Origin of the sequence: Streptomyces synnematoformans (genome assembly GCF_039531005.1) — a bacterium.
In the GTDB taxonomy this organism is placed as follows: domain Bacteria; phylum Actinomycetota; class Actinomycetes; order Streptomycetales; family Streptomycetaceae; genus Streptomyces; species Streptomyces synnematoformans.
This window is the reverse complement of record NZ_BAAAPF010000070.1, coordinates 1-24,008: the sequence shown is the minus strand read 5'-3', so window position 1 is coordinate 24,008 and position 24,008 is coordinate 1. Positions and strand designations below refer to the sequence as shown.

The following is a 24,008-nucleotide window of genomic DNA, read 5'->3' as shown; positions in this document are numbered from 1 at the left end:
GGTCAACGGCGCCGCCCGGCTGATCATCGCGCGCCGCAAGGAGTACTCGGGGGCCGACGCATGAGCGACGCACGCGCGGCTGCCCGGCCGCACCCGACGACGCTGACCGCACCTCCCGCCGCGCGGGCGGAGAAGCGAATGATCGGAGGGGAAGCATGAGCGCGACGCAGATCGTGGCAGACAAGCCCGGGCCGGTCGACCGGCTCGGCATCCAGCAGCCGCGGCTGCCCCGCTGGGCGCCGCTGGCCATCGCGGGCGGCGCCGCCGCCGTGGGCGTGCTGACCGGTGTGCTCGCCGACCTCGGCAGCCGCATCCAGTGGGGGCTGATCGCGGCGATCCTCTTCGTCGTCGGCCAGTACGTCATCGCCACGGTGGTCGAGGGCGGCCGGCAGGCGAGGGACCGGCTGGCGACCTCCCTGGTGTGGGTGGCGTTCCTGCTGGCCGTCATTCCGCTGGCGTCGCTGGTCTGGGAGACCGTCAGCAAGGGCTCCAAGGTCGCCGACGGCTACTTCCTCACCCACTCGATGAGCGGCGTGGTCAACATCGCGCCCGGCGGCGGCGTCTACCACGCGCTGATGGGCACCATCCTGCAGGTGCTGATCGCCACGCTGATCGCCACCCCGATCGGGCTGCTGACCGCCGTGTACCTGGTGGAGTACGGCCGCGGGGCGCTGGCGAAGGCGGTGACGTTCTTCGTCGACGTCATGACGGGCATCCCGTCGATCGTCGCCGGCCTGTTCGTCCTCAGCCTGTGGATCATGATCCTGGACTTCGGCTACTCCGGCTTCGCCGGCTCGCTGGCGCTGGCGATCCTGATGATGCCCGTGGTCGTGCGCTCCACCGAGGAGATGCTGAAGCTCGTCCCGAACGAGCTGCGGGAGGCGTCGTACGCGCTGGGCGTACCGAAGTGGAAGACGATCCTCAAGGTCGTCCTGCCCACCTCCATCGGCGGCATCACCACCGGCGTCATGCTCGCCGTGGCCCGCATCACCGGCGAGACGGCCCCCGTGCTGCTGCTCGTCTTCGGCAGCCCGGCGATCAACAGCAACCCCTTCGAGGGCGGTCAGGCGTCCCTGCCGCTGTACATCTACCAGCAGTGGGGCGCGGGCACCGAGGCGTCGTTCGACCGCGCCTGGGCCGCCGCCCTGGTCCTCATCGTCTTCGTGATGGTCCTCAACCTGCTGGCCCGCGGCATAGCCCGCTGGAAGTCCCCGAACACCGGCCACTGACGGCCACAGGAGAAGTGATCTGACATGGCCAAGCGCATCGACATCAGCGGCCTCACCGCCTACTACCGGGACTTCAAGGCGATCGACGACATCTCCATGCACGTCGAGCCGAAGTCCGTGACCGCCTTCATCGGCCCGTCCGGCTGCGGCAAGTCCACCTTCCTGCGCACCATCAACCGCATGCACGAGGTCATCCCGGGCGCGCGGGTGGAGGGGAAGGTGATGCTGGACGACGAGGACCTGTACGCGCCCGGAGTCGACCCCGTCTCCGTACGGCGGGTGGTGGGCATGGTCTTCCAGCGGCCCAACCCGTTCCCGACGATGAGCGTGTACGAGAACGTGGCCGCCGGCCTCAAGCTCAACGGCCGCTACAAGAAGTCCGAGCTGGACGACGTGGTGGAGAAGTCCCTGCGCGGCGCGAACCTCTGGAACGAGGTCAAGGACCGGCTCAACCGCCCCGGCTCCGGCCTGTCCGGCGGCCAGCAGCAGCGCCTGTGCATCGCCCGCGCCATCGCCGTCGAACCCCAGGTGCTCCTCATGGACGAGCCCTGCTCGGCCCTCGACCCCATCTCCACCCTCGCCATCGAGGACCTGATCGGGGACCTGAAGACCCGCTTCACCATCGTCATCGTGACGCACAACATGCAGCAGGCGGCGCGGGTCTCGGACCGGACCGCGTTCTTCAACCTCGCCGCCGTCGGCGAACCGGGCAAGCTCATCGAGATCGACGAAACCGACAAGATCTTCTCCAACCCGTCGGTGCAGGCGACCGAGGACTACGTCTCCGGCCGCTTCGGCTGACCCCCGCAGCTCCGGCCGGTGTTCCGGGGGGACACCGGCCGGGTAAGCCGTCTTGCGGTGCTGCCTGGCGGTGCCGCCGCAAGACACCGGGCCCGCCCCGCACCCGGGGCGGGCCCGCCCTCACCCCTCCGCAGCGCGGGGGCCCTACTCCTCCGCCAGCGCCGCCTCGGCGGGGCGCCGGCGGAGGGCCGCCCAGCCGGGCACCAGGGTGGCGGTCAGGGCGAGGGCCACGGCACCGGCGACCGTCACGCCGTAGATGGACAGCGGGCCGGAGGGGAGCAGGCTGTCCGCCGCGGCGTGGCTGAACGGCACCAGCGCGGTGGCCGCGGCCGCCGTGCCGAGGCCCACGCCGATCCCGGCGACGATGAGCGCCTCGATCGTCAGCATCCGCAGCACCTGCCGGCGGGTGGCGCCGGCGAGCCGCTGCAGCCCGAACTCACGGCGGCGCCCGGTGACGGAGAGCACCAGGTTGTTGACCACCGAGAGCGCCGTGTACGCCACGATCATGCCGAGGATCAGGTAGTTGGCCCACGCCTGGGTCTCGGTGTCCTCGACGTTGGCCTCGATCAGCTCGTCGCGGTCCGTGACGCGGGTGCCGGGGTGGTCCGCGAGGGTCTTCTCCAGGCTCGCCGTCAGCTCCGCGGCGCCGACGCCGTCCTCGGCCGTCACCAGGATCTGCTGCGGCAGCCCGCCGTCGGTGTGCCCGGCGAGGAGGTCCGCGGGCAGGAACACGGTGTCGTAGCCGTCGCGGCCCGCGAAGAGCACCGCGACCCGCAGCGGGACCTCCGCGCCGTCGCCGAAGCGCACCTGCACGGTGTCGCCGACGCCGCGGCCGCCGGCCGCGCCCGCGGGGAGGGCGACCGTCCGGCCGGTGAGGTCGGCGACGTCCCCCGCGACCGGCTCCAGGGCGGTGGTCCGCGCGGCGCCGCGGGCGTCGACGCCCTGCAGCGGCACGCCGTCCTCGTCGCCGATGCCGTCGATCCAGCCGGTTCCGGTGACGTACGCGCCGGCCGCGGCGACCCCGTCCGCGGCGCGGACGTCGGCGGCGAGCGCCGGGTCGACGGTGCCGGCGGGGGAGTCGACGACGGCGTCGGCGCGGAGGGTCTCGGCGTATGCCTCGCGGGCGGCGTCGGTCTGCGTGGTCTGCAGGTACAGGTTGCCGGTGGCCATGGCGACGGCCAGCATCACGGGCGTGACGACGCCGGCCATCCGCACGGCGCGGGCCCGGGCGGTGGCGACGGCCAGCTCGCCGCTCGCGCCGGTGACCAGCCGGACCGGGCCGGAGATCAGCACGGTGCACAGCTTCGTCAGCCCGGGGGCGAGGAGCGCGAGGCCGACGGCCGTGCACAGCACGGTGGGGCCCGCGGTGCTGGCCGCGATCGGGCCGTCGAAGAGTACCCAGGTGAGGATCGCCAGGGCGGCGGCCCCGCCGAGGAAGAGAAGGGCCAGCACGATGCGCAGCGGGTGCGCCCAGCGGGTCCCGAGCGCCGCCTCCGCCATCGCCTCGACGGGTTTGATCTTCACCCCGCGCCGGCCGCCGACGTAGCCGCCGAACAGCGCGGTCAGCAGCAGCGCGCCGCCCGCCGCGACGGCGGGTAGCCAGCCCTGCTCGTACGCGACCGCCCCGGAGACCATGCCGCTGCCGGTGAACTCCTCGAAGAGCCGCTCCCCCGCCGGCGGCCCGGCGAACCAGCCCGCCGCGGCGGCGGGCAGCGCCACCAGCAGCGTCTCGGCGAGCAGCAGCCGGCGCAGCTGGCGCGGGGTGGCGCCGGCGGTGCGCAGCAGGGCGAACTCGCGGCGGCGGCGCTCGACGGACAGCCCGACGGTGCCGGAGACGACGAAGACCGCGACGGCGGTGGCCATGCCGCCGAAGGCGCCGGCCACCGCGATCAGGTCCTCCCTGCGGGTGAGCACGTCGGGGTACTCGACGGCGCCGCGGTCGTCGCCGGAGACCACCTTCGCCGGGATCCGCCCGGCGGCGGTGTGCGCGGCGACGGCGTCGCCGAGGCGGTCCTTCAGCGCGCCGCGGTCGGTGCCCGGCGCCGCGGTGACGGCGATGTCGGCGACGGCCGGGGAGAGTGCACGGGCGCGCTCGTCGGTGAAGAACACGGCGCCGCGGCCGACGGCGTGCCCGGTGCGGACCACGCCGGTCAGCCGGTACGCCGCGGCGCCGCCCCGGGCGGCGATGCGCACCTCGTCGCCGGGGCGGACGCCGTACGCCCCGGCGGTGGCCTCGTCGAGGACCACGTCGCGCGGGCCCCGCGGCGCCCGGCCGGCGGTCAGCTCGTACGGGGTGACGGCGGCGGAGGACCAGCCGTGGCCCTGCACCTCGGGGGCGTCGCCGTCGCCGAGGACGGCGGCGTCGAAGACCCGCTCGGGGACGGCCCGCTCGACGCCGGGCACGTTCCGTACCGCCGCGGTAAGGGAGCCGTCCAGCGGGGGGCGCTCGTCGAGGACGACCGTCTCGTCGCCGCGGGGCAGCTCCCGGTCGGCGGCGACCACGAGGTCGGCGCCCGCGAGCCGCTGCGCCGGCGCGTTGTTGCGCACGCCGGTCTCCAGCAGGCCGCCGCACGTCATGACGATGACGGTGCCCAGGAAGAGCGCCAGGAAGGTCGCCGACAGCGAGGCTGTTCTGTACCGGAGCGTACGGATGGCCATGGCCCACATGGGACGGTTCCCCTCTGCGATGTCGGATGACATCAACGTAGGAATTTCCGTCCGCGGGCCCCATGGGATGCCCACCCGACTCCGGGGTGGTGCCAGGTACACCCCGGGCCGGGGGCCCGCCGTGCGCTACTTGGGCTGCGGCTTGCGCAGCGCGATGTGCAGCTCGCGCAGCCGCGCCTCGTCGACCTCGCTCGGCGCGCCCATGAGCAGGTCCTGGGCGTTGCCGTTGAGGGGGAAGGCGATCGTCTCGCGGAGGTTCGGCTCGTCGGCCAGCAGCATCACGATGCGGTCGATGCCGGGCGCGATCCCGCCGTGCGGCGGGGCGCCGAAGCGGAGGGCGCGCAGCATGCCGCCGAACTCCCGCTCCACCTCGTCCCTGCCGTATCCGGCGATGCCGAAGGCCTTGAACATGACCTCCGGCTCGTGGTTCCGGATCGCGCCGGAGGACAGCTCGACGCCGTTGCAGACGATGTCGTACTGGTACGCCAGCACGTCCAGCGGGTCCTTGTTCTCCAGCGCCTCGACGCCGCCCTGCGGCATCGAGAACGGGTTGTGGGAGAACTCGATCCCGCCGGTGTCCTCGTTCTTCTCGAACATCGGGAAGTCGACGATCCAGCAGAACCGGAACACGTCCGCGGCGAACCGCCCGGCGCGCTTCGCGGCCTCGACGCGCACCGCGCCCATGATCCGGGAGACCTCGTCGGTCTGGCCGGCGCCGAAGAACACCGCGTGCCCGGGGGCCAGGCCGAGGCGCTCGGTGAGCACCCGCACGTTCTCCTCGGTGAGGAACTTCGCGATCGGCCCGGTCAGCGCGCCCTCCTCACCGACGCGCACCCACGCCAGGCCCTTGGCGCCCTGCTCGACGGCGTAGTCCCCGAGGGCGTCGAAGAACTTGCGCGGCTGGTCCTGCACGGCGGGCACCGGCAGGGCCCGCACGTGCCGGCCGGCGAACGCCTTGAAGTCGCTGCCCGCGAAGACGTCGGTGACGTCCGTCAGCTCCAGCTCCGCCCGCAGGTCCGGCTTGTCCGAGCCGTACTTCGTCATCGCCTCGCGGTACGGGATCCGCGGGAACGGCGAGGTGACGTGCCGCCCGTTGCCGAACTCCTCGAACAGCTCCGTCATCACCTTCTCGATGACGGCGAAGACGTCCTCCTGCTCGACGAAGCTCATCTCCATGTCGAGCTGGTAGAACTCGCCGGGCGAGCGGTCGGCGCGGGCGTCCTCGTCGCGGAAGCAGGGCGCGATCTGGAAGTAGCGGTCGAAGCCGGCCATCATCAGCAGCTGCTTGAACTGCTGCGGGGCCTGCGGCAGCGCGTAGAACGTGCCGGGGTGCAGCCGGGAGGGGACCAGGAAGTCGCGGGCGCCCTCGGGGGAGGTGGCCGAGAGGATCGGGGTGGTCAGCTCGTTGAAGCCGAGCGCCGTCATCTTCTGCCGGATGGCCGTGACGACCGCGGTGCGCAGCATGATGTTGCGGTGCATGCGCTCGCGGCGCAGGTCCAGGAAGCGGTACTCCAGCCGGCGCTCCTCGCCGACGCCGTCCTCGGCGTTGATCGTGAACGGGATCTGCTCGGCGCCGCCGAGCACCTCCACGTCGGCGACCTCGACCTCGACCTCGCCGGTGGGCAGCTCGGGGTTGACGTTCTCGGCGCCGCGGGAGACGACCGCGCCGTCGACGCGGACGACGGTCTCCTTGGTGAGGTGCGCCAGCGCCTCGTTCGCGGGGGTGCCGGGGCGGGCGACCAGCTGGACGATGCCGTAGTGGTCGCGCAGGTCGATGAAGAGGATGCCGCCCAGGTCGCGCCTGTTGTGCAGCCAGCCGGACAGGCGGACGTCGCCGCCGACGTCGCTCGCGCGCAGCTCGCCGCAGGTGTGGGACCGGTACCGGTGCATCATCCATCCAGTTCGTGCGACTCGTCGTCTCGGCCATGACATGTTCGTCATAGCATTCAGCCCGCCAAGACTACCGTCCCCCGCGTCCCCGGCCGCACGGGGGCAATCACCTTAAAATAGGGCAATGCACACCGAGGAGGTCCTGGCCGCCGTCGGCACCGGGGTGTGGAGCTGGGACGCCGCCTCCGGCACCGTGACGATGGACGCCGAGGCCGCCCGGCTGGTCGGGCTGCCCGCCCGGCGGACGGAGACGTCGGCGGCCGCCGTGCGGGCCCGCTGCCACGGGGTGGACTACGTCGAGCTGGCCGGGGCGATGGACCTGGCCTGCACCGAGGGCACCGTGGCCGAGGCGAAGCTGCGGATCGTGGACGAGCGGGGGACGGTGCTGCGGGTCGTACGCACCAGGATGCGGCCGTTCCGGGACGGGCGGGCGGTGGACGGGGACCACGGGGGGGGGGGGGGGGGGGGGGGGGGGCCGGGGCGCGGCACCGGGGCCGGCGGTGGCGGCGACACCGGCACGGGCAGCCCGGCCGCCGCCCGCGGCGCCCGGCTACGCTCCGGCTCCTCCGGCTCCTCCGGCGCGGACGGCACGCTGATGTCCGGCACCGTGCAGGAGGTCGTCGAGCCCCTCCCCGGCGCCAGCGCCGGCACCTCCCCGCCGTCCCCGCTGACCAGCGACTGGCGGCTGTCGCGCGAGGCGTTCCTGCTCGACGCCGGCCGCGCCCTGGCCGAGTCCCGCGGCACCGACCAGGTGCTGCGCGTCGCCGCCTCCCTGTCCATGCCCGGCTTCTCGCCCGACGGCATGGCCGTCTTCAGCGTCGAGGGCGACCGCATCACCCTCATCGGCCAGCACGGCTACCGCCCCGAGGACCAGAGTTCCTTCGCCGACTTCCCCCTCGACTCCGACTACCCCGGCGCCGTCGCCGTCCGCACCGGCCGCGCCGTCTACATCGCCGGCCGCGAGGAGTACCGCCGCCGCTTCCCGCGCGCATGGCGGATCGCCGGCCGGCTCGGCCGGCGCTCGTGGGCGTACGTGCCGCTGATCGTCTCCGGCCGCGTCATCGGCGTGTGGCTGGCGGCCTTCTCCCACCCCGCGCCGTTCACGCCCGACGAGCGCTCGGTGCTCACCACCGTGGCGCGCATGCTCGCCCAGGCGCTCTCCCGCGCGCACGTGCACGAGTCCGAGCGCGAGCTGTCCGCCGGGCTGCAGCGCAGCCTGATGCCGGAGGAGGTGCCGCCGACGCCGGGCATGACGGTCGCCGCCCGCTACGTGCCGACCGGCGGCGGGCTGGAGATCGGCGGCGACTGGTACGACGTGATCTCCCTGGCGTCCGGCAGGACGGCTTTCGTCATCGGCGACGTCCAGGGCCACGACGTGCGGGCCGCCGGGCTGATGAGCCAGCTGCGCATCGCCATCCGCGCGTACGCCTCCGAAGGCCACCACGCCGACGCCGTACTGACCCGCGCCTCGCACTTCCTCACCCAGCTCAACCTGCGCGAGGGCCTCGACAGCGCCGACCCGCCCGACGACGCCGACCCCCGCTTCGCCACCTGCCTCTACATCCTGGCCGACCCGGCCACCGGCACCCTCGCCATCGCCCGCGCCGGCCACCTCGACCCGGCGATGGGCATCGGCGACGGCACCCTCCTCGTCCGCCCCACCGAGGGCGGCCTGCCCCTCGGCGTCGTCGAGGACCCCGACTACCCCGTCACCCGGCTGGTCATGGAGCCCGGCGAGCTGATGCTGCTGTGCAGCGACGGGCTCATCGAGACCGGCGGCCACGACCTGGAGACCGGCCGGGACCGGCTGCGCCGCGTCTACGCCGGACACGTCGGCGACGACCTAGAGACGCTGGCGGACGCGCTCATCGACGCCGTCAGCGGCCCGCACTCGCACGCCACCCCCGGCCCGCACGCCGAACGCCGCGAGGACGACATCGCCCTCGTCCTCATCCGCCGCGACCTGCCGATGCGCGAACCCGGCGGCCCCGGCACCGGCCGCCACATGCACCTCACCGTCCCCCAGGCGGAGCAGCAGCGCACCGCCGACGCCCGGCACGAGCTGCGCGCCATGCTCTTCGACTGGGCGGCCCCCGCGCAGGTCGACTCCGCCGAGCTGGTGCTCTCCGAGCTGGTCGCCAACGTGCTCCTGCACACCGACAGCGACGCCGACATCAGCGCCGACGTCACCGGCCCCCGCGGCGACCGCACCCTGCGCGTCACCGTCGCCGACGCCGACACGGGCCTGCCGCACCTGCGCCACCCCGGCGAGATGTCCTCCTCCGGCCGCGGGCTGTTCCTGCTCCAGGAGCTGTCCGGCGAGTGGGGCACGCACCCGCGGGGCGCGGGCAAGGAGGTCTGGTGCGAGTTCCACGAACAGGACTGGCCGCACCTGTAGGACGGCAGGGGCGGGACTCGGGGTGCCGGGGGCTCCGGGCGCTCCGGGTCTTCGGGGCTCCCGGAGCTTCGGGGGCTTCGGGGGCTTCGGGGGCTTCGGGGAGTGGGCCTGCGGGCGGGTCAGGCGGGCTCTGCGGGTACAGAGCCGAGGCGGCTGGCCTTGAAGTCCTCGAAGGTCCCGCCCGCCGCGTGGACACTGGCCGTCGAGCCGGACGGCGGGATCCGCGACGGCGCCTGGGCCGCCGAACCCACCGGCGATGTCCTCACCGGCTGGCCACAGGGGATGCGGCTGATCGTCCGCAAGGAACGGCCCCGCCAACCGAGGTCCGACGAAGCTGGGACACCTAAGTCACTGGTATTGAGGCCAAGGCAAGATCATTCGTGTGGGTAGGTCGTCGGTTTGGGCTGGGGTTCATCGGTGGGTGCGGCGGAGCGCCCGGTGGGGGTGTGGTGGCGAGGGTGTGGTGTAGCTGCAGCGCGGCGAGTGTGGCCGACGTGGTCGGTGGTGCGGATGAGGGTGGTGGGTGCTTGTGGGGCGGGCCAGCACAGGAGGAGGTAGTCCTCAAGGGGTTCGTGCTGGACTGCGGCGTGAGGGGTGTCGCGGCCGCGGGCGTGGGCGCGCAGCCGGTACCAGCCGGGTCCGGCGGTGGCGAGTTCGGGCAGGTGCAGGTAGGCGTCATCTTCGGGGGATGGCTCCATGGCATCTACGCCTAGACGTCCCGTGGCGGAGTAGACGCTGGCCTCGATGATGTCCTCCCACGGCCCGTCGTCCGGGTGTGAGGGCGGTCCGGGCAAGGGGAGGCTCTGGACTCGTACGTACCCGGTGTGGATACCGGTGCTGATCATCGCGCCATGCGACATGATCAGGATCAGACCGTTAGAGGAGTCAGCGGTCTCGATGTCGATTGTGTCGGAGTCCAGCACGCCGAACTGGTGATGGCTGACCGCAACGTTGGTCCAGTTGTCGAGCATTGGGCACTACCTTCCGGCACAGTCCAGCTGGCACTCACCCAGACCGGAGGCTTTTCCGGAGACGACCGCATTGCGGGCATCCCCCCAACTGGCTGCGGTGGCGGCGATCTCGAACTGGTGGATCCAGTTGGGTTCGGTCTCCGAGGAGTAGGCATAGTTGACGATGGTGAGGTGGGCCACCCCGGTGACCTGGCGCACGTTGTTGACGATCCGGTACGTGGTGAAGGTGGTCGCGGTGATGTCGCAGGCTTTGGTACGCGTGATCCGAGTGCCTTCAAAGGCGTGGTCCAGGCACCACTGGGGGATGGGCACGATGCGTTCGGCGGATACCCCTCCCTCGCCGTACAGATCTCCGCCCGGCAGAGGGCCGTCGGCCATCTCCAGGAAGGCGCCCCTCTCGCCCTCAGCCGGCACCGGGCAGTCGGCCGCCGAACCCGTGAGGTCCCGAGAATTGTGGGGCAGAGGGGCCGACCGGTCGGTTCCTGGTGTGTCGGATGGGGCCAGACCAGTCCCGGTGGTGCTGGTGGCAGCCGGAGGCGCAGAGGTGGCTTGTGCGGAAGTGGTGACCAAGCCGGGTAGTGCGAGAGCTGTAGCGGCCAGCGGTATGAGTGCGCGGCGTAACTGGCGGCGGTGGCGTATTCGATGCATACCTCTCCTTCAGGTGTGACGGTGGAACAGCGTTCAGCCGCGGGCGTAGAAGTAGAACTGTTCCCAGTCCCCGGTGATGCTGGTGGAGCGCGCGCGCAGCGCGTACTGCAGGGAGCCGGTGTAGTTGTTCTCCATGGCGACGTACAGGCCGTTGAGTTCGGAGCGTATGGCCCAGTGGTCGAGGTCTTCGTTGGAGAAGAGGCTGAAGCGCTCCCAGCTCCCGACGGTGTCGGACCGGGCGCGCAGGATGTTTTGGCTGTCCCCGGTGAAGTTGCGCTCCACCGCGACGTACTGGCCGTTGGCAGTGGACTTCAGCGCGTAGGTCTGGGTGGTCTCGTCCCACTCCAGGCCGAAGACTTCCCAGCCTCCGGCGGCGGCAGACCGGGCACGCAGCACGCCGGTGTGGGGGGCGGTGTAGTTGACCTCGGCGGTTGCGAAGTTGCCGTTGCGGGCCGATTGCACCGCGATAGCCGATGGGTCGTCAGCCGCGGTCGCCAGCGACCCACATGTCAAGGCTGCGGCCTGGGTGCCCTTGATTTCCTGCCATCCTGCGGGGGGTGCCGAGGACGGCCGCGGCGGTACCGCGGCACTGTCCAGCGTAGCGAGCCCCAGCGCACCGCACAGGCTCAGTAGACCGACCCCCGCCGTCGACGGCGTATTGGCTGACCGAAGGGTGGATGTCGCTCCCAATCGGCCACGTTCACTTGAATCTTGGCAGGTACCGCGACGCCACCGAGCATCTGCGGACCGGGCTGGACAGCCTCCCGCCGGAGTTGCGGTACGCGCTATGGACGCGGGAGGCGCGGGAAGCGCTGGCGGTGGCTGAGGGCGGGCTGTAGACGCGCACTCCAGCCTGGACGTGGGGTACATCACATATTCACGAGTCGCGGTGCCCCGTCTCCCGCCGGCACCGCCGGCCTTTGGCAGGAGCCATCGTCAGCTGAGGCCATCCCTGCCGCTGCAGCCACGGTGTCCGGGTGCCCCAGGTAGCCGCGTCAGGCCTTTGCCGTGCAGTCCCGGAACAAGGTAGCACTAGTCTATGTAGACTGCTTCTACATAGAAGGGAGGCCGGGTGAGCGGCTTCATCGGTCGTACGCGGGAACTCGCGCTGCTGGACAAGCGGCTGCGGCGGGTCGCCTCCGCCAGCGAGGCCACCGCCGTGGCCATCCGCGGCCGCCGGCAGGTGGGCAAGTCGCGGCTGGTCCAGGAGTTCTGCGACCGTGCGCGGGTGCCGTATCTGTACTTCGCCGCGACCAAGGGCGCCTCACCGGTCGAGGACATCGCAGCGTTCCTGGGCGAGCTGCGCGACTCCACGCTGGTGCGTGACCCGGAGCTGGTGCCCCGACCGGAGACCGGGAACTGGCCGGACGCCTTCCGGATACTGGCCTCGGCACTCCCGGACGTCCCGGCGATCGTCGTCCTGGACGAGGTGCCGTGGCTGGCCGAGCAGGACGACCTGTTCGACGGCGCGCTGCAGACCGCCTGGGACCGGCTGCTCAGGGAGCGACCGGTGCTGTTGCTGCTCCTGGGCAGCGACCTGCACATGATGGAGCGGCTCACCGCGTACGAGCAGCCGTTCCACGGCCGGGCCGACAACCTCGTCCTCGGGCCGCTCAATCCGGCCGAGACCGGCGCCGCCCTCGGCCTGGACGGCGCCGAGGCCCTCGACGCCCATCTCGTCTCCGGCGGACTTCCCGGCATCCTGCGCGCGTGGCCGCATGGCACTCCGGCGCTGGAGTTCCTGCGCGACGAGTGCGTCGACCCCGCGTCCCCTGTCTTCGGCGTCCCCGAGACCGCGCTGCTGGCCGAGTTCCCCAACCCCGACACCGCCCGGCGCGTGCTGGAGGCGATCGGCGCCGGGGATCGCACCCACGCCACCATCGCCGCCACCGCCGGCAGCCGCGCGGGCACGCTGCCCTCGGGCACGCTCTCGCCGGTGCTGAGCCGGCTGGTGGTGGAGAAGCGGGTGCTGGCCGTCGACCACCCGCTGTCCGCCCGACCAGGCAAGCCCGCCCTGTATCGAGTCGCGGACAGCAATCTGCGCTTGTATCTGGCTATGCTGCGCGCCGCCCACGAACAAGTCCAGCGCGGCCGCCCCGAGGCAGCGTTCGCACTCATCCGGCGCCGCTGGCCGACCTGGCGCGGCCGGGCGATCGAGCCCCTGGTCCGCCAGGCACTCGAACTGGCTGCCTTCTCCGGGGCGCTGCCCTGGACCGGCACGGAGGTCGTCGGCGGCTGGTGGAACCGCCGGTTCAACCCCGAGGTCGACCTCGTCGGTGCCGACCGTGCACCGGTGGCCGCCCGGCTGCTCTTCGCCGGCTCCGTCAAGTGGCTGGACTCCCCCTTCGACCGCCACGACCTCGCTGACCTGCAACGCACCGCCCCTCAGGTGCCCGGCTTCGACCCGTCCCGCTCCGGCTTGGCCGTCGTCTCCCTCTCCGGCACCACCGCGGATCTGGACCTCCACGCCGTGGGCCTCGCCTGGTCCGCCCCCGACCTCATCTCCGCCTGGGTGGAGTAGGCCCTCCAGACCTGCGCCATGAGGAATTCCATCGACGGCATGCGCCGTCGAGCCCTCCGGGCTCAGCCGTACATGCGGCGCATCGCGAAGTCGACCATCTCCTCGACGGCCTTCGCGTCCACGACCATGCGGTGCTCGCCCTCGATGTCGAGCACGAAGCCGTAGCCCGTGGGCAGCAGGTCGATGACCTCGGCGCCGGTGACCGTGAAGTACTTCGACTCCCGGCCCGCGTACCGGCGCAGCTCCTTCAGCGAGCTGAAGAGCGGGATCACCGGCTGCTGGGTGTTGTGCAGGGCGAGGAAGCCGGGGTTGTCGCCGCGGGGGCAGTAGATCTTGGAGGTGGCGAAGATCTGCTGGAAGTCCTCGGAGCCGATGGTGCCGCCGGTGAACGCCTTGACCGCGTCGGCGAGGGACGGCGGGGCGGGCTGGGACGGCTCGGGGTAGAGGGGCTGCTCGGCGTAGCCACCGGGGGCGGGCTGGTCGTACGGCCCGGGGGGCGGCGGGGCGGCGTACTGGTGCCCCTGGGGGTGCCCGGGCGGGGGCCCCTGCGGGGCCCCGTAACCGCCGGACTGGTCGTAGCCGTACATGCCGACAAGCCTAGCGGCGTCGCGGCCGCGCGGGTCGGGTCTGCGCCAGTCGGACGGATGTGACGAAACGAGGGTTGCATTTTATTACTCGCGGGTAGCACCATGGGTGGTCGCTGATCCCTTATGCCTGATACGGAGCCTGCGCATGGGCCACTACAAGTCGAACCTCCGGGACATCGAGTTCAACCTCTTCGAGGTGCTGGGCCGCGGCGACGTCTACGGCACGGGCCCCTTCGAGGACATGGACGTCGAGACCGCGCGGAGCGTGCTCACCGAGATCGCCCGGCTGGCCGAGAACGACCTGGCCGAGTCCTTCACCGACGGCGACCGCAACCCCCCGGTCTTCGACCCGGAGACGCACACCGCCCCCGTCCCGGCGTCCTTCAAGAAGTCGTACGAGACATACATGGACGCCGAGTGGTGGCGCCTGGGCCTGCCGGAGGAGATCGGCGGCACGACGACGCCGTCGTCCCTGATCTGGGCGTACGCCGAGATGGTGCTGGGCGCGAACCCGGCCGTGTGGATGTACGCCACCGGGCCGGCCTTCGCCGGCGTCCTCCACGACGAGGGCACCGAGGAGCAGCGCAGGATCGCCCGGCTCATGGTGGACAGGCGCTGGGGCACCACGATGGTGCTGACCGAGCCGGACGCCGGCTCCGACGTGGGCGCGGGGCGCGCCAAGGCGCTGGAGCAGCCCGACGGCACCTGGCACATCGAAGGCGTGAAGCGCTTCATCACCTCCGGCGAGCACGACCTGACGGAGAACATCGTGCACTTCGTGCTGGCCCGCCCGGAGGGCGCCGGGCCCGGCACGAAGGGGCTGAGCCTGTTCATCGTGCCGAAGTACGACTTCGACCCGGAGACCGGCGAGCCGGGCGAGCGCAACGGCGTCTACGCCACCAACGTCGAGCACAAGATGGGCCTGAAGGTCTCCAACACCTGCGAGCTGACCTTCGGTGACCGGCACCCGGCCAAGGGCTGGCTGCTCGGCGAGAAGCACGACGGCATCCGCCAGATGTTCAAGATCATCGAGCTGGCCCGGATGATGGTCGGCACGAAGGCCATCGCCACCCTGTCCACCGGCTACCTCAACGCGCTGCAGTACGCCAGGGAGCGCGTCCAGGGCCCGGACCTGGCGCAGTTCACCGACAAGACCGCGCCGCGCGTGACCATCACCCACCACCCGGACGTGCGCCGCTCGCTGATGACGCAGAAGGCGTACGCGGAGGGCATGCGCGCGCTCGTCCTCTACACCGCCTCGGTCCAGGACACGATCCAGGTCCGGGAGGCCGCGGGCGAGGACACGACGGCGCAGCACGCGCTGAACGACCTGCTGCTGCCCATCGTCAAGGGCTACGGGTCGGAGAAGTCGTACGAGCTGCTGGCCCAGTCGCTGCAGACCTTCGGCGGCTCCGGCTATCTGCAGGAGTACCCGATCGAGCAGTACATCCGGGACGCGAAGATCGACACGCTCTACGAGGGCACCACCGCCATCCAGGGGCAGGACTACTTCTTCCGGAAGATCGTCCGCAACCAGGGGCAGGCGCTGACCTCGCTGGCCGAGGAGATCAAGAAGTTCCTGGCCGAGGCGGTCGGCGGGGAGCAGCTGGCCGCCGCGCGGGACGAGCTGGCCCGGGCGGCGGTGGACCTGGAGGCGATCGTCGGCGTGATGCTGGCCGACCTCGCGGCCACCGAGAAGGACGTGAAGTCCATCTACAAGGTGGGGCTCAACACCACCCGGCTGCTGCACGCCTCCGGCGACGTCGTGATCGGCTACCTGCTGCTGAGGGGCGCCGCGGTGGCCGCGGAGAAGCTGCCGGCGGCCGCGCCGAAGGACGTGGCGTTCTACCAGGGGAAGATCGCGGCGGCGGTGTTCTTCGCGCAGAACGTGCTGCCCGGGGTCGGGGTGCAGCGGTCGCTGGCGGAGAACACGGACCAGTCGCTGATGGAGCTGGACGAGGCCGCGTTCTGAGGGCGCGTTCGCGGGCCGCGTTCTGAGGGCGCGTTCTCAGGGAGCGTTCTCGGGGCGGCGGCCCGGCGCGGGTGATGGCTCGATTCCGCTCCTCACCCACGTCATAGGCTTTGGTCATGACGACCGCACCCCCGCCCCGCTTCGACCGCGGCCACACCGACGACCTGGCCGGCTACCTCACCGCCTCCCCCACGCCGTATCACGCCGTGGCGGAGGCCGCCCGGCGGCTGGAAAAGGCCGGTTTCACGCGGCTGAACGAGACCGACGCCTGGGACGCGGCGGCCGGCGGGCGCTACGTGCTGCGCGGCGGCGCGCTCATCGCCTGGTACGTGCCCGAGGGCTGCGCCCCCGAGACGCCGTTCCGCATCGTCGGCGCGCACACGGACTCGCCGAACCTGCGGGTCAAGCCGCGCCCGGACACCGGCGCGCACGGGTGGCGGCAGGTCGCGGTGGAGGTGTACGGCGGGACGCTGCTGAACACCTGGCTGGACCGGGACCTGGGGCTGGCGGGCCGGCTGACGCTGCGGCCGGGCGCGGGGCACGGGAACGGGGACGGAGTGAACGCGGGCGCGGGGCACGCGGGCGCGGGGGAGGTGCGGCTGGTCAACGTCGACCGGCCGCTGCTGCGCGTGCCGCAGCTGGCCGTCCACCTCGACCGGGGCGTCACCGCCGAGGGCCTCAAGCTCGACAAGCAGCGCCACATGACCCCGGTCTGGGGCCTCGGCGACGTCCGCGAGGGCGACCTCGTCGACTTCCTGGCCGGGGAGGCCGGGGTCCCGGCGCGGGACGTCATCGGCTGGGACCTGATGGTGCACAGCGTCGAGCCGCCGGCCTACCTCGGCCGGGACCGCGAACTGCTCGCGGGCCCGCGCATGGACGACCTCCTCTCCGTACACGCCGGCGTCACCGCCCTCACCGCCGCGGCCGGAGGCGCCGCCCCCGGGGCCGCGGGGGCGGCCGGCACCCCGCCCGGCGCGATCCCCGTGCTGGCCGCCTTCGACCACGAGGAGAACGGCAGCCAGTCCGACACCGGCGCGGAGGGCCCCCTGCTCGGCAACGTCCTGCGCCGCACCGTCGCCGCCCGCGGCGGCTCGTACGACGACACCGCGCGCGCCCTGGCCGGCTCCGTCTGCCTCTCCTCCGACACCGGCCACGCCGTGCACCCGAACTACGCCGAGCGCCACGAGCCGGGCCACCACCCGATGCCGAACGGGGGCCCGATCCTCAAGGTCAACGTCAACCAGCGCTACGCGACCGACGGCACCGGCCGCGCCGTCTTCGCCACCGCCTGCGAGCGGGCCGGGGTGCCGTGGCAGACGTTCGTCTCCAACAACGCGATGCCCTGCGGCACGACCATCGGCCCCATCACGGCCGCCCGCCACGGGATCACGACGGTGGACATCGGGGTGGCGATCCTCTCCATGCACTCGGCGCGGGAGCTGTGCGGCGCGGACGACCCGCACCTGCTGGCGAGCGCCCTGGCGGCGTTCCTGACGCAGTGAACCCGGCGGGGCTCACTCCGAGGCCCGCCGGGTCGACGACGTTGGTCCGGTATCCGGCGGACTAGCTAGGAGCCGGGTTCCTCGGGCAGGCGGTCGGCGATGGCCTGGAGGCCGGCGGTGAGGGCGGCGAAGCCGGTGCGCATCTCCGCGAAGCCTTCGCGCATCTCCGTCCGCAGCTCCTGGATCTCCTCGCCCTGTTCCAGCTGAGTCTCACGGAGTGCCTGAAGAGACTTCCGGTGCGCTCGCATTTCGAGCTTCAGATCCGCCACGTCCCGATCGTTTATGGCGACCATCGCGTGCGTCTGCGACATGCGGTCGTGGACGGCGTCCATGCGGGCCTCCAAGGCCTCCACACGGCTACGAAGCCCGTCGGTCTCACTCATACGGCCTAGCCTAGCTGACCTGCACCGATGCAGGGTCGTTTCTTTTGCTTACCCCTCGTCCAGCCCCGCCAGGATCAGCGGCAGCCGCCGCGCCCCCGACTCCGTAACCCGGACCGGCACCCCCCAGTCCTGCTGGTGCACGTGGCACGCCGGGTACTCCACCGACGGGTCGTCGTCGCAGCTCGCCGCCATCGCCGAGACGTGCAGCACGCCCTCCGCCGGCCCGTCCGCCGACAGCACCACCGCGCGGGCGAGGTCCGTGCCGGCGCCCTCGCCCGACTCCAGCAGCTCCGGCGGGGTGGCGCTCACCAGCAGGCGGGTGGCCGGGCCGTAGCGGGTGTCGAGCTTCTGGCCGCGGGGGGCGTGGAAGACGACGTCCAGCGACAGCCGGCCCGGCGCCACGTCCGTCGCCGCGCGCCGCGTGCGGTGCGCGACCGGCGTGACGCGAACCGCCTCCTCCGGCAGCCGCAGCCGGGTCAGCCGGTGGCGGGCGGACTCCACGACCACGATCTCGTCGCCGTCCACCACCGCGTCGGACGGCTCCCGCAGGTCCGTCGCCAGGGTGGTCACGGCGCCGGTGGCCGGGTCGTAGCGGCGCAGGGCGTGGTTGTACGTGTCGGAGACCGCCACCGAGCCGTCCGGCAGGGCCGTGACGCCCAGCGGGTGCTGCAGCAGCGCCTCGGCGGCCGGGCCGTCCCGGTGGCCGAAGTCGAAGAGCCCGGTGCCGACCGCCGTGTGCACCCGCGCCGGCCGCCCCTCCGCGCCGCCCGGCTCCAGCCAGCGCAGCGCCGACGTCTCCGCGTCCGCGATCCACAGCCGGTCCGCCGTCGCCGCCAGCCCCGACGGCTGCGCGAACCACGCCTGTGCCGCCGGCCCGTCGAGCAGCCCCTCGTTCGTTGTGCCGGCCGCCGCCTCGACGGTGCCGGTCGCCGGGTCGTACGTCCACAGCTGGTGCACGCCCGCCATCGCGATCCACAGCCGCCCGTCGAACCACGCCACGTCCCACGGCGACGACAGGTCGACCTCCCGCCCCCGCCCCGACACCGGCGCGCCCTGCCACCACTGCCGCCCGGTCCCCGCCAGCGTCGTCACCGACCCGGTGGCGAGGTCGAAGGACCGGATCGCGTGGTTCACGGTGTCCGCCACGGCCACCAGCCCCGACGGCAGCAGCGCCAGCCCCTGCGGCTCGTTGAACCGCGGCGCGGAGTCGCCGGGGATCCCCCCGTCCGCGAACCCCTTCTCGCCGCTGCCGATCCGCCGCACCACCGTCTCGCCGTCCGGCGCCAGCTCCACCAGCCGGTGCCGCGTCGTGTCCGAGACGAGCAGGTTGCCGGACGGCAGCCGCAGCGCCTTCCCGGGGAACCGCAGATGCGTCGCCACCGGCTCGGGCGCGCGGTACGGGCCGTCACCGCGCCGCAGCGTGCCCTTCGCCGCGTGCTCCGCCTCCAGCTCCGCGACCAGCCGCTCGATGGCGTGTACGTGCCCCTCCCCCGCGTGCTGCGCGACGACGTACCCCTCGGGGTCGACCACCACCAGCGTCGGCCACGCCCGCACGGCGTACTGCTTCCACGTCGCCAGCTCCGGGTCGTCCAGCACGGGGTGGTGCACGCCGTAGCGCTCGACGGCGTCCACGACGGCCCCGTGCTCGGCCTCGTGCACGAACTTCGGCGAGTGCACGCCGACGACCACCACCGTGTCCCGGTGCTTCTCCTCCAGCTCGCGCAGCTCGTCCAGGACGTGCAGGCAGTTGACGCAGCAGAAGGTCCAGAAGTCGAGCACCACGATGCGGCCGCGCAGCGCGGCGAGGCTCAGCTGCGCCCCGCCAGTGTTCAGCCAGCCGCCCCCGCCGACCAGCTCGGGGGCCCGGATCCGGGTACGTTTCGCCATGAGCAGAGCCAACCACACCGCGGACGCGCCCATTCCCCCGGCGCCGCGGCCGCCGCCCGCGCGCTACGGCCGTCCCAGTACCCGGTCCCGCAGGGCCGGGAACTCCTCCCGGGTCTTCGCCACCCGCGTCGGGTCCAGCTCCGCCCGCACGACCGCCTCGTCCTCGCCCGCCTCCGCGAGGATCTCGCCCCACGGGTCCACGGCCATGCTGTGCCCCGCCTGCGCCACCCCACCGTTGGTGCCCGCCGTGCCGCAGGCCAGGACGTACGCCTGGTTCTCCACCGCCCGCGCCTGCGCCAGCAGCCGCCAGTGGGCGCGGCGCTTCGCGGGCCAGCCGGCCGGGACGGCGAAGGTCTGGGCGCCGCTGTCGGTCAGGGCCCGGAACAGTTCGGGGAAGCGGAGGTCGTAGCAGGTGGCGAGGCCCACGACGGTGTCGGCGAGGGTGGCGGTGACGACCTCGTCGCCGGCGCCCATGAGGACCGCCTCGCCGCGGTCGAAGCCGAAGCGGTGGATCTTGCGGTACGTACGGACCAGCTCGCCGCCCGGCGTGTAGAGGAGGGAGGTGTTGAACAGCGTGCCCGCGGCGTCGCGCTCCACGATCGACCCGGCGTGCAGCCACACGCCCGCGTCCCGGGCCGCCGCCGCCATCGCCGCCGCCGTCGGCCCGTCGAGGGTCTCCGCCGCGGCGGCGAAGTCGTCGAAGGCGAACGCGCCCACGTGCCACAGCTCCGGCAGCACCACCAGCCCGGAGCCCGCCTCCCCGCGGACGAGCGCCGCCGCTCTGGCCCGTCGGCCCGCCACGGTTTCCTCCGGGTCCACCCGGAGCTGGATCAACGAAGCGCGCACTTTACCACCGCTCCCGAGCCGAAGTCGTCTGCGCCACCGCACAATCGTCACCCGAAAGCACTGCCGGGGCACCCGTGCGCAGCGTAACTTAGGGCCTGCCGTGCATCTCGCGAACGATCCCGTGAGGGGTAGTGTGACCGTCCACTCCAGCCTCCAGCCCGCCGTCGACGCCTGGGTCCACTCGGCCGAGGCCATATCCGAAATCGTGGCACCGCTCTCCGAGGGAGAGTGGAGCGGCCGCAGCGGACTCCCGGGATGGTCCGTGCGGGACGTCGTCTCCCACATCATCGGTGCCGAGTGCGAGGCGCTCGGCGATCCGCGGCCGATCCACAACCTGCCCGCCGACCTCGTGCACATCACGGGTGAGAAGGCGCGCTACGTCGAGGTGCAGGTCGACGTCCGCCGGCACCACACCGCGCCGGAGATGACCGCCGACCTGGAGTACACGCTGATCCGCCGGCAGCGCCAGCTCCGCGACGAGAAGCGCGCGCCGGACGCGACCGTGCGCGGGCCGTTCGGCCAGGAGGTGACGCTCGCGGAGTCCCTGCGCTACCGGGCGTTCGACGTCTGGGTGCACGAGCAGGACATCCGCCGCGCGCTCGGCAAGCCGGGGAACATCGACTCCCCCGGCGCCCTCGTCGCCCGCGACGAGCTGCTGGCGCGGCTGCCGGACGTGGTGGCCGGGGAGGCGGGCGCCAGGGCGGGGTCGGTCGTGGTCGTGGACGTGACGGGCCCGGTCGAGTTCATGCGTACGGTACGGGTCGACGACGAGGGCCGCGGGTCCATCGACGGCAGCGTCTCGCTCGGCCCGACGGTGACGCTGACGACGGACTGGGAGACGTACCTGCGGCTGGCGACGGGCCGGACGCGGGCCGCCGCCGCGGCGGACCGGGTGAAGACGGAGGGCGATCCGAAGCTGGCGGAGGCGGTGCTGCGGCACTTCGCGGTGACGGACTGACCCGCGGAGGCCGGCACCCCCGGCGGACAGGGCGCGGCTCTCTCTCCCCCCCGCAGGGGCACGGCTCTCCGCCGCACGGGCGCGGCCTCACCCGTAAGGGCGCAGCCCTCATCCGACCGGCACAGCCCGGCGGGCGCCCCGCGCCCGCGCGCCCCAGGCTGATCGTGTGAGCATCAGTCAGGAACAGCTAGTCCGTTGCAGCGTCGCCGTCGACATCGGGGCCTCCCGCACCCGCGTCTACCTCAAGGGCGTCGGCCTCGTCGTGGACGAGCCGAGCGCCGTCGCCCTCAACGCCCGCACCGGCGCCCTGGTGGCCGTCGGCGGCCAGGCCGAGGCGATGACCGGCCGCACCCCGGCGCACATCCGGGTCGCCCGGCCCGTGGGGCCGAACGGCATCACCGACATCGAGATGGCCCAGCGCATGCTGCGCCACCTCATCCACGCCCGGGTCCGCAGGTCCTGGCGCTTCCACCCGGCGCTGCGCGCCGCGGCGTGCACCCCGCACGACGCCGAGCCGCTCACCCAGCGGGCGATGATCGACACGCTGGCGGGGCTGGGCGCGCGGCGGGTCATGCTCGTCGACACCCTCATCGCCACCGCGGTGGGCGCCGGGCTGCCGGTGCCGGCGGCGGAGGGCACGTTGATCGTGGTGTGCGGTACAGCGATGACGCAGATCGCCGTGCTGTCGCTGGGCAACGTGGTCGCCGCCGAGAAGGTGCCGGTGGGCGGGGAGGCGGTGGACCGGGCGCTGGTGGAGCACCTGCGCATCAACCACGAGGTGATGCTGCGCAGTCACACCGTCGGCCGGGTGCACCGCGAGCTGGCGCTCGCCGGCGCGCAGGGCGCGGCGCTGCTGGAGGTGCAGGGCCGCGACGTGGTCTCGGGGCGCCCGCGCTCGGTGCAGGTCGACCCGGCGGCCGTGGAGCAGGCGGCGGGGGCGCCGATGCTGACGGTGCTGGACGGGATCCGCTCGGTGCTGCGGCGCTGCCCGCCGGACCTGGTGGCGGACATCGGGGAGCGGGGGATCGTGCTGGCGGGCGAGAACGCGACGATGCCGGGCCTGGAGACGATGCTGCGTACGTCGGTGGGCCTGCCGGTGCACATCGCGGAGCGCCCGGACGTGGCGGCGGTGGTGGGCCTCGGCTCCATGATCGAGAAGGGCCCGCCCCTGGAGACCCTCCCCGACGTCACGTCGGGCGCGTCGGGCCTGCCCGAGCCGGCGCCGGCGTCGGCGCAGGCGCCGCCGCCGCAGAACGGCCAGGCGGCGGAGGTGGCGGCCGACTAGGAGCCGGCCAGGGGGCGACCAGGAGCCGACCAGGGGCCGGCCAGCGGCTGGTCTGCGGTCCCGGCGGACGCCCGGGCTACGCGGGCACGTGGACGGCCGACACCCGGCTCGCCACCAGGCGTTCGCGTTCGCGCCGGTGTGCACGCGCGCGCAGGCGCAGGATCTGGGAGACGCCCAGGGCCTGGAGGACGAAGACGCTCGCGAACGCGACGCCGTAGCTGCCGCCCGTGGCGTCCAGCAGCAGCCCCACCGCCAGCAGCGTGGTGACGGACGCGGTGAAGCCGCCCATGTTGACGATGCCGGACGCCGTGCCCAGCCGCTCCGGCGGGTTGGCGGGGCGGGCGAAGTCGAAGCCGATCATCGACGCCGGCCCGCACGCCCCCAGCACGCAGCACAGCACCACCAGCAGCCACCCCGGCGCGTGCTCCCCCGGCCAGGTCAGCACCGTGCCCCACACCGTCGCCGTCGCCGCGACCGTGCCCAGCGCCAGCGGCAGCCGGGCCGCGTGGTGCCGGGCGATGAGCTGGCCGTAGACGAGGCCGACCGCCATGTTGGCCAGCACCAGCAGGGTCAGCAGCTCGCCGGCCTCCGCGCGGCTCATCCCCTGGGCCTCGACGAGGAACGGCAGTCCCCACAGCAGCAGGAAGAACATCGCCGGGAACTGGGTGGTGAAGTGCACCCAGAAGCCCAGCCGCGTGCCCGGCTCGCGCCAGGCGCCGGTTATCTGCCGGCGGATGCCGCCGCCGTGGCGGTCCTCCGCGGGCGGCGGGACGTAGTCGCGGGGCTGGTCCCGCAGGAAGAGGAGGACGAGGACGAGCATCAGCACGCCGGCCACCGCGCTGCCCGCGAAGGTCGGGGTCCAGCCGAACTCCTGCAGCAGGCGGGAGAGCACGAGCGTCGAGACCAGGTTGCCCGCCATGCCGACGAGCCCCGCGAGCTGCGCTATCAGCGGCCCGCGGCGGGCGGGGAACCAGCGGGCGCCGAGCCGCAGGATGCTGATGAACGTCATCGCGTCGCCGCAGCCGAGCAGCGCGCGGGAGGCGAGCGCCGTGCCGTACGTGCCGGAGAGCGCGAAGCCGAACTGGCCTGCCGTGTACAGCACGATGCCCATCGCCAGCACCCTGCGGGTGCCGAGCCGGTCGACGAGCAGGCCGACGGGGATCTGCATCCCGGCGTAGACGAGGAGCTGGAGGATGGAGAAGCCCGAGAGCGCGGAGGCGCCGACGTCGAAGCGCTCGGCGGCGTCGATGCCGGCGACGCCGAGGCTCGTACGGTACGTGACGGCGACGAAGTAGACGGCGACGCCGAGGCTCCAGACGGCGGCGGCCGTCAGGCCGCCGGGCGGGTCACCGGGCAGCCGGCGGGCCCCGGCCGCACCCTCCGCGACGCCGCCACCGCCGCGGCCGCCGCTGCCACCGCGTCCCGGGCGGTCCGCGCCCGGGCCGCCCGCGCTGACAGCGGTC

18 protein-coding genes and 1 pseudogene are annotated in these 24,008 nt (G+C 73.0%); 9 read left to right on the top strand and 10 right to left on the bottom strand.

Translation table 11 applies throughout. The features are described 5' to 3' along the window. The first annotated feature begins 155 nt into the window (after nt 1-155). Nucleotides 156-1,229 (top strand): phosphate ABC transporter permease PstA, encoded by a 1,074-nt coding sequence (pstA, locus tag ABD317_RS13805; protein WP_344290276.1) that lies wholly within the window; start codon nt 156-158, stop codon nt 1,227-1,229. Nucleotides 1,230-1,253: 24 nt separating this feature from the next. Beyond that, complete coding sequence (pstB, locus tag ABD317_RS13800; protein WP_344290274.1) at nt 1,254-2,030, top strand: phosphate ABC transporter ATP-binding protein PstB; 777 nt, start codon at nt 1,254-1,256, stop codon at nt 2,028-2,030. A 144-nt stretch (nt 2,031-2,174) separates the two neighbouring features. Here pstB and ABD317_RS13795 read toward each other — a convergent pair whose 3' ends face one another. Further along, on the bottom strand, nt 2,175-4,688 hold the full coding sequence (locus ABD317_RS13795; RefSeq protein WP_344290272.1) for an ABC transporter permease: 2,514 nt from the start codon (nt 4,686-4,688) through the stop codon (nt 2,175-2,177). A 135-nt stretch (nt 4,689-4,823) separates the two neighbouring features. Then, entirely contained in the window at nt 4,824-6,587 is a 1,764-nt protein-coding gene (aspS, locus tag ABD317_RS13790; protein ID WP_344290278.1) for an aspartate--tRNA ligase, read from the bottom strand. 124 nt (nt 6,588-6,711) lie between these two features. Between aspS and ABD317_RS13785 the strand changes: the two genes are divergently transcribed. Both ABD317_RS13785 and ABD317_RS37820 read left to right on the top strand, forming a co-directional pair. Beyond that, nucleotides 6,712-8,985, top strand: coding sequence for a SpoIIE family protein phosphatase (locus ABD317_RS13785; RefSeq protein WP_344290270.1), 2,274 nt, complete (start codon nt 6,712-6,714; stop codon nt 8,983-8,985). Nucleotides 8,986-9,159: 174 nt separating this feature from the next. Beyond that, a pseudogene (locus ABD317_RS37820) lies at nt 9,160-9,297 on the top strand (IS1380 family transposase); the annotation flags it as partial. 62 nt (nt 9,298-9,359) lie between these two features. Here ABD317_RS37820 and ABD317_RS13780 read toward each other — a convergent pair. From ABD317_RS13780 to ABD317_RS13770, 3 genes are all read right to left on the bottom strand, one after another. Continuing rightward, nucleotides 9,360-9,956, bottom strand: coding sequence for a hypothetical protein (locus tag ABD317_RS13780; protein WP_344290268.1), 597 nt, complete (start codon nt 9,954-9,956; stop codon nt 9,360-9,362). Between the two features lie 6 nt (nt 9,957-9,962). After that, nucleotides 9,963-10,334, bottom strand: coding sequence for a hypothetical protein (locus tag ABD317_RS13775; RefSeq protein ID WP_344290266.1), 372 nt, complete (start codon nt 10,332-10,334; stop codon nt 9,963-9,965). A gap of 303 nt (nt 10,335-10,637) precedes the next feature. Continuing rightward, nucleotides 10,638-11,066 carry a fascin domain-containing protein gene (locus ABD317_RS13770; protein WP_344290264.1) on the bottom strand — a complete coding sequence of 143 codons (429 nt, stop codon included), beginning with the start codon at nt 11,064-11,066 and terminating at the stop codon, nt 10,638-10,640. A gap of 610 nt (nt 11,067-11,676) precedes the next feature. On the opposite strand from ABD317_RS13770, the gene ABD317_RS13765 reads away from it, so the two are divergent. Further along, the gene (locus tag ABD317_RS13765; protein WP_344290262.1) at nt 11,677-13,125 is read left to right on the top strand and encodes an AAA family ATPase; all 1,449 of its coding nucleotides are present in this window, start codon (nt 11,677-11,679) and stop codon (nt 13,123-13,125) included. Nucleotides 13,126-13,187: 62 nt separating this feature from the next. Here the strand turns inward: ABD317_RS13765 and ABD317_RS13760 are convergent, their stop codons facing one another. Then, nucleotides 13,188-13,712 (bottom strand): SseB family protein, encoded by a 525-nt coding sequence (locus ABD317_RS13760; protein WP_027756807.1) that lies wholly within the window; start codon nt 13,710-13,712, stop codon nt 13,188-13,190. Between the two features lie 145 nt (nt 13,713-13,857). Between ABD317_RS13760 and ABD317_RS13755 the strand changes: the two genes are divergently transcribed. Beyond that, nucleotides 13,858-15,684, top strand: coding sequence for an acyl-CoA dehydrogenase (locus ABD317_RS13755; protein ID WP_344290260.1), 1,827 nt, complete (start codon nt 13,858-13,860; stop codon nt 15,682-15,684). A 116-nt stretch (nt 15,685-15,800) separates the two neighbouring features. Further along, complete coding sequence (locus ABD317_RS13750; RefSeq protein ID WP_344290258.1) at nt 15,801-17,186, top strand: M18 family aminopeptidase; 1,386 nt, start codon at nt 15,801-15,803, stop codon at nt 17,184-17,186. Between the two features lie 65 nt (nt 17,187-17,251). Here ABD317_RS13750 and ABD317_RS13745 read toward each other — a convergent pair whose 3' ends face one another. The 3 genes from ABD317_RS13745 to ABD317_RS13735 all read right to left on the bottom strand — a co-directional run bounded on the left by ABD317_RS13745 (nt 17,252) and on the right by ABD317_RS13735 (nt 20,302). After that, the gene (locus ABD317_RS13745; RefSeq protein ID WP_344290256.1) at nt 17,252-17,569 is read right to left on the bottom strand and encodes a hypothetical protein; all 318 of its coding nucleotides are present in this window, start codon (nt 17,567-17,569) and stop codon (nt 17,252-17,254) included. Between the two features lie 48 nt (nt 17,570-17,617). After that, complete coding sequence (locus tag ABD317_RS13740; protein ID WP_344290254.1) at nt 17,618-19,456, bottom strand: NHL domain-containing thioredoxin family protein; 1,839 nt, start codon at nt 19,454-19,456, stop codon at nt 17,618-17,620. Nucleotides 19,457-19,519: 63 nt separating this feature from the next. After that, the gene (locus tag ABD317_RS13735; RefSeq protein WP_344290252.1) at nt 19,520-20,302 is read right to left on the bottom strand and encodes a nitrilase-related carbon-nitrogen hydrolase; all 783 of its coding nucleotides are present in this window, start codon (nt 20,300-20,302) and stop codon (nt 19,520-19,522) included. Between the two features lie 133 nt (nt 20,303-20,435). On the opposite strand from ABD317_RS13735, the gene ABD317_RS13730 reads away from it, so the two are divergent. Beyond that, a complete protein-coding gene (locus ABD317_RS13730; protein WP_027756811.1) occupies nt 20,436-21,260 on the top strand; it encodes a maleylpyruvate isomerase family mycothiol-dependent enzyme in 825 nt (274 codons plus the stop codon). A 166-nt stretch (nt 21,261-21,426) separates the two neighbouring features. Next, nucleotides 21,427-22,545 carry a rod shape-determining protein gene (locus ABD317_RS13725; RefSeq protein ID WP_344290250.1) on the top strand — a complete coding sequence of 373 codons (1,119 nt, stop codon included), beginning with the start codon at nt 21,427-21,429 and terminating at the stop codon, nt 22,543-22,545. Nucleotides 22,546-22,621: 76 nt separating this feature from the next. Here ABD317_RS13725 and ABD317_RS13720 read toward each other — a convergent pair whose 3' ends face one another. After that, nucleotides 22,622-23,902: an MFS transporter gene (locus ABD317_RS13720; RefSeq protein WP_027756863.1), complete on the bottom strand. Its 1,281-nt coding sequence runs from the start codon at nt 23,900-23,902 to the stop codon at nt 22,622-22,624. Nucleotides 23,903-24,008: the final 106 nt, after the last annotated feature.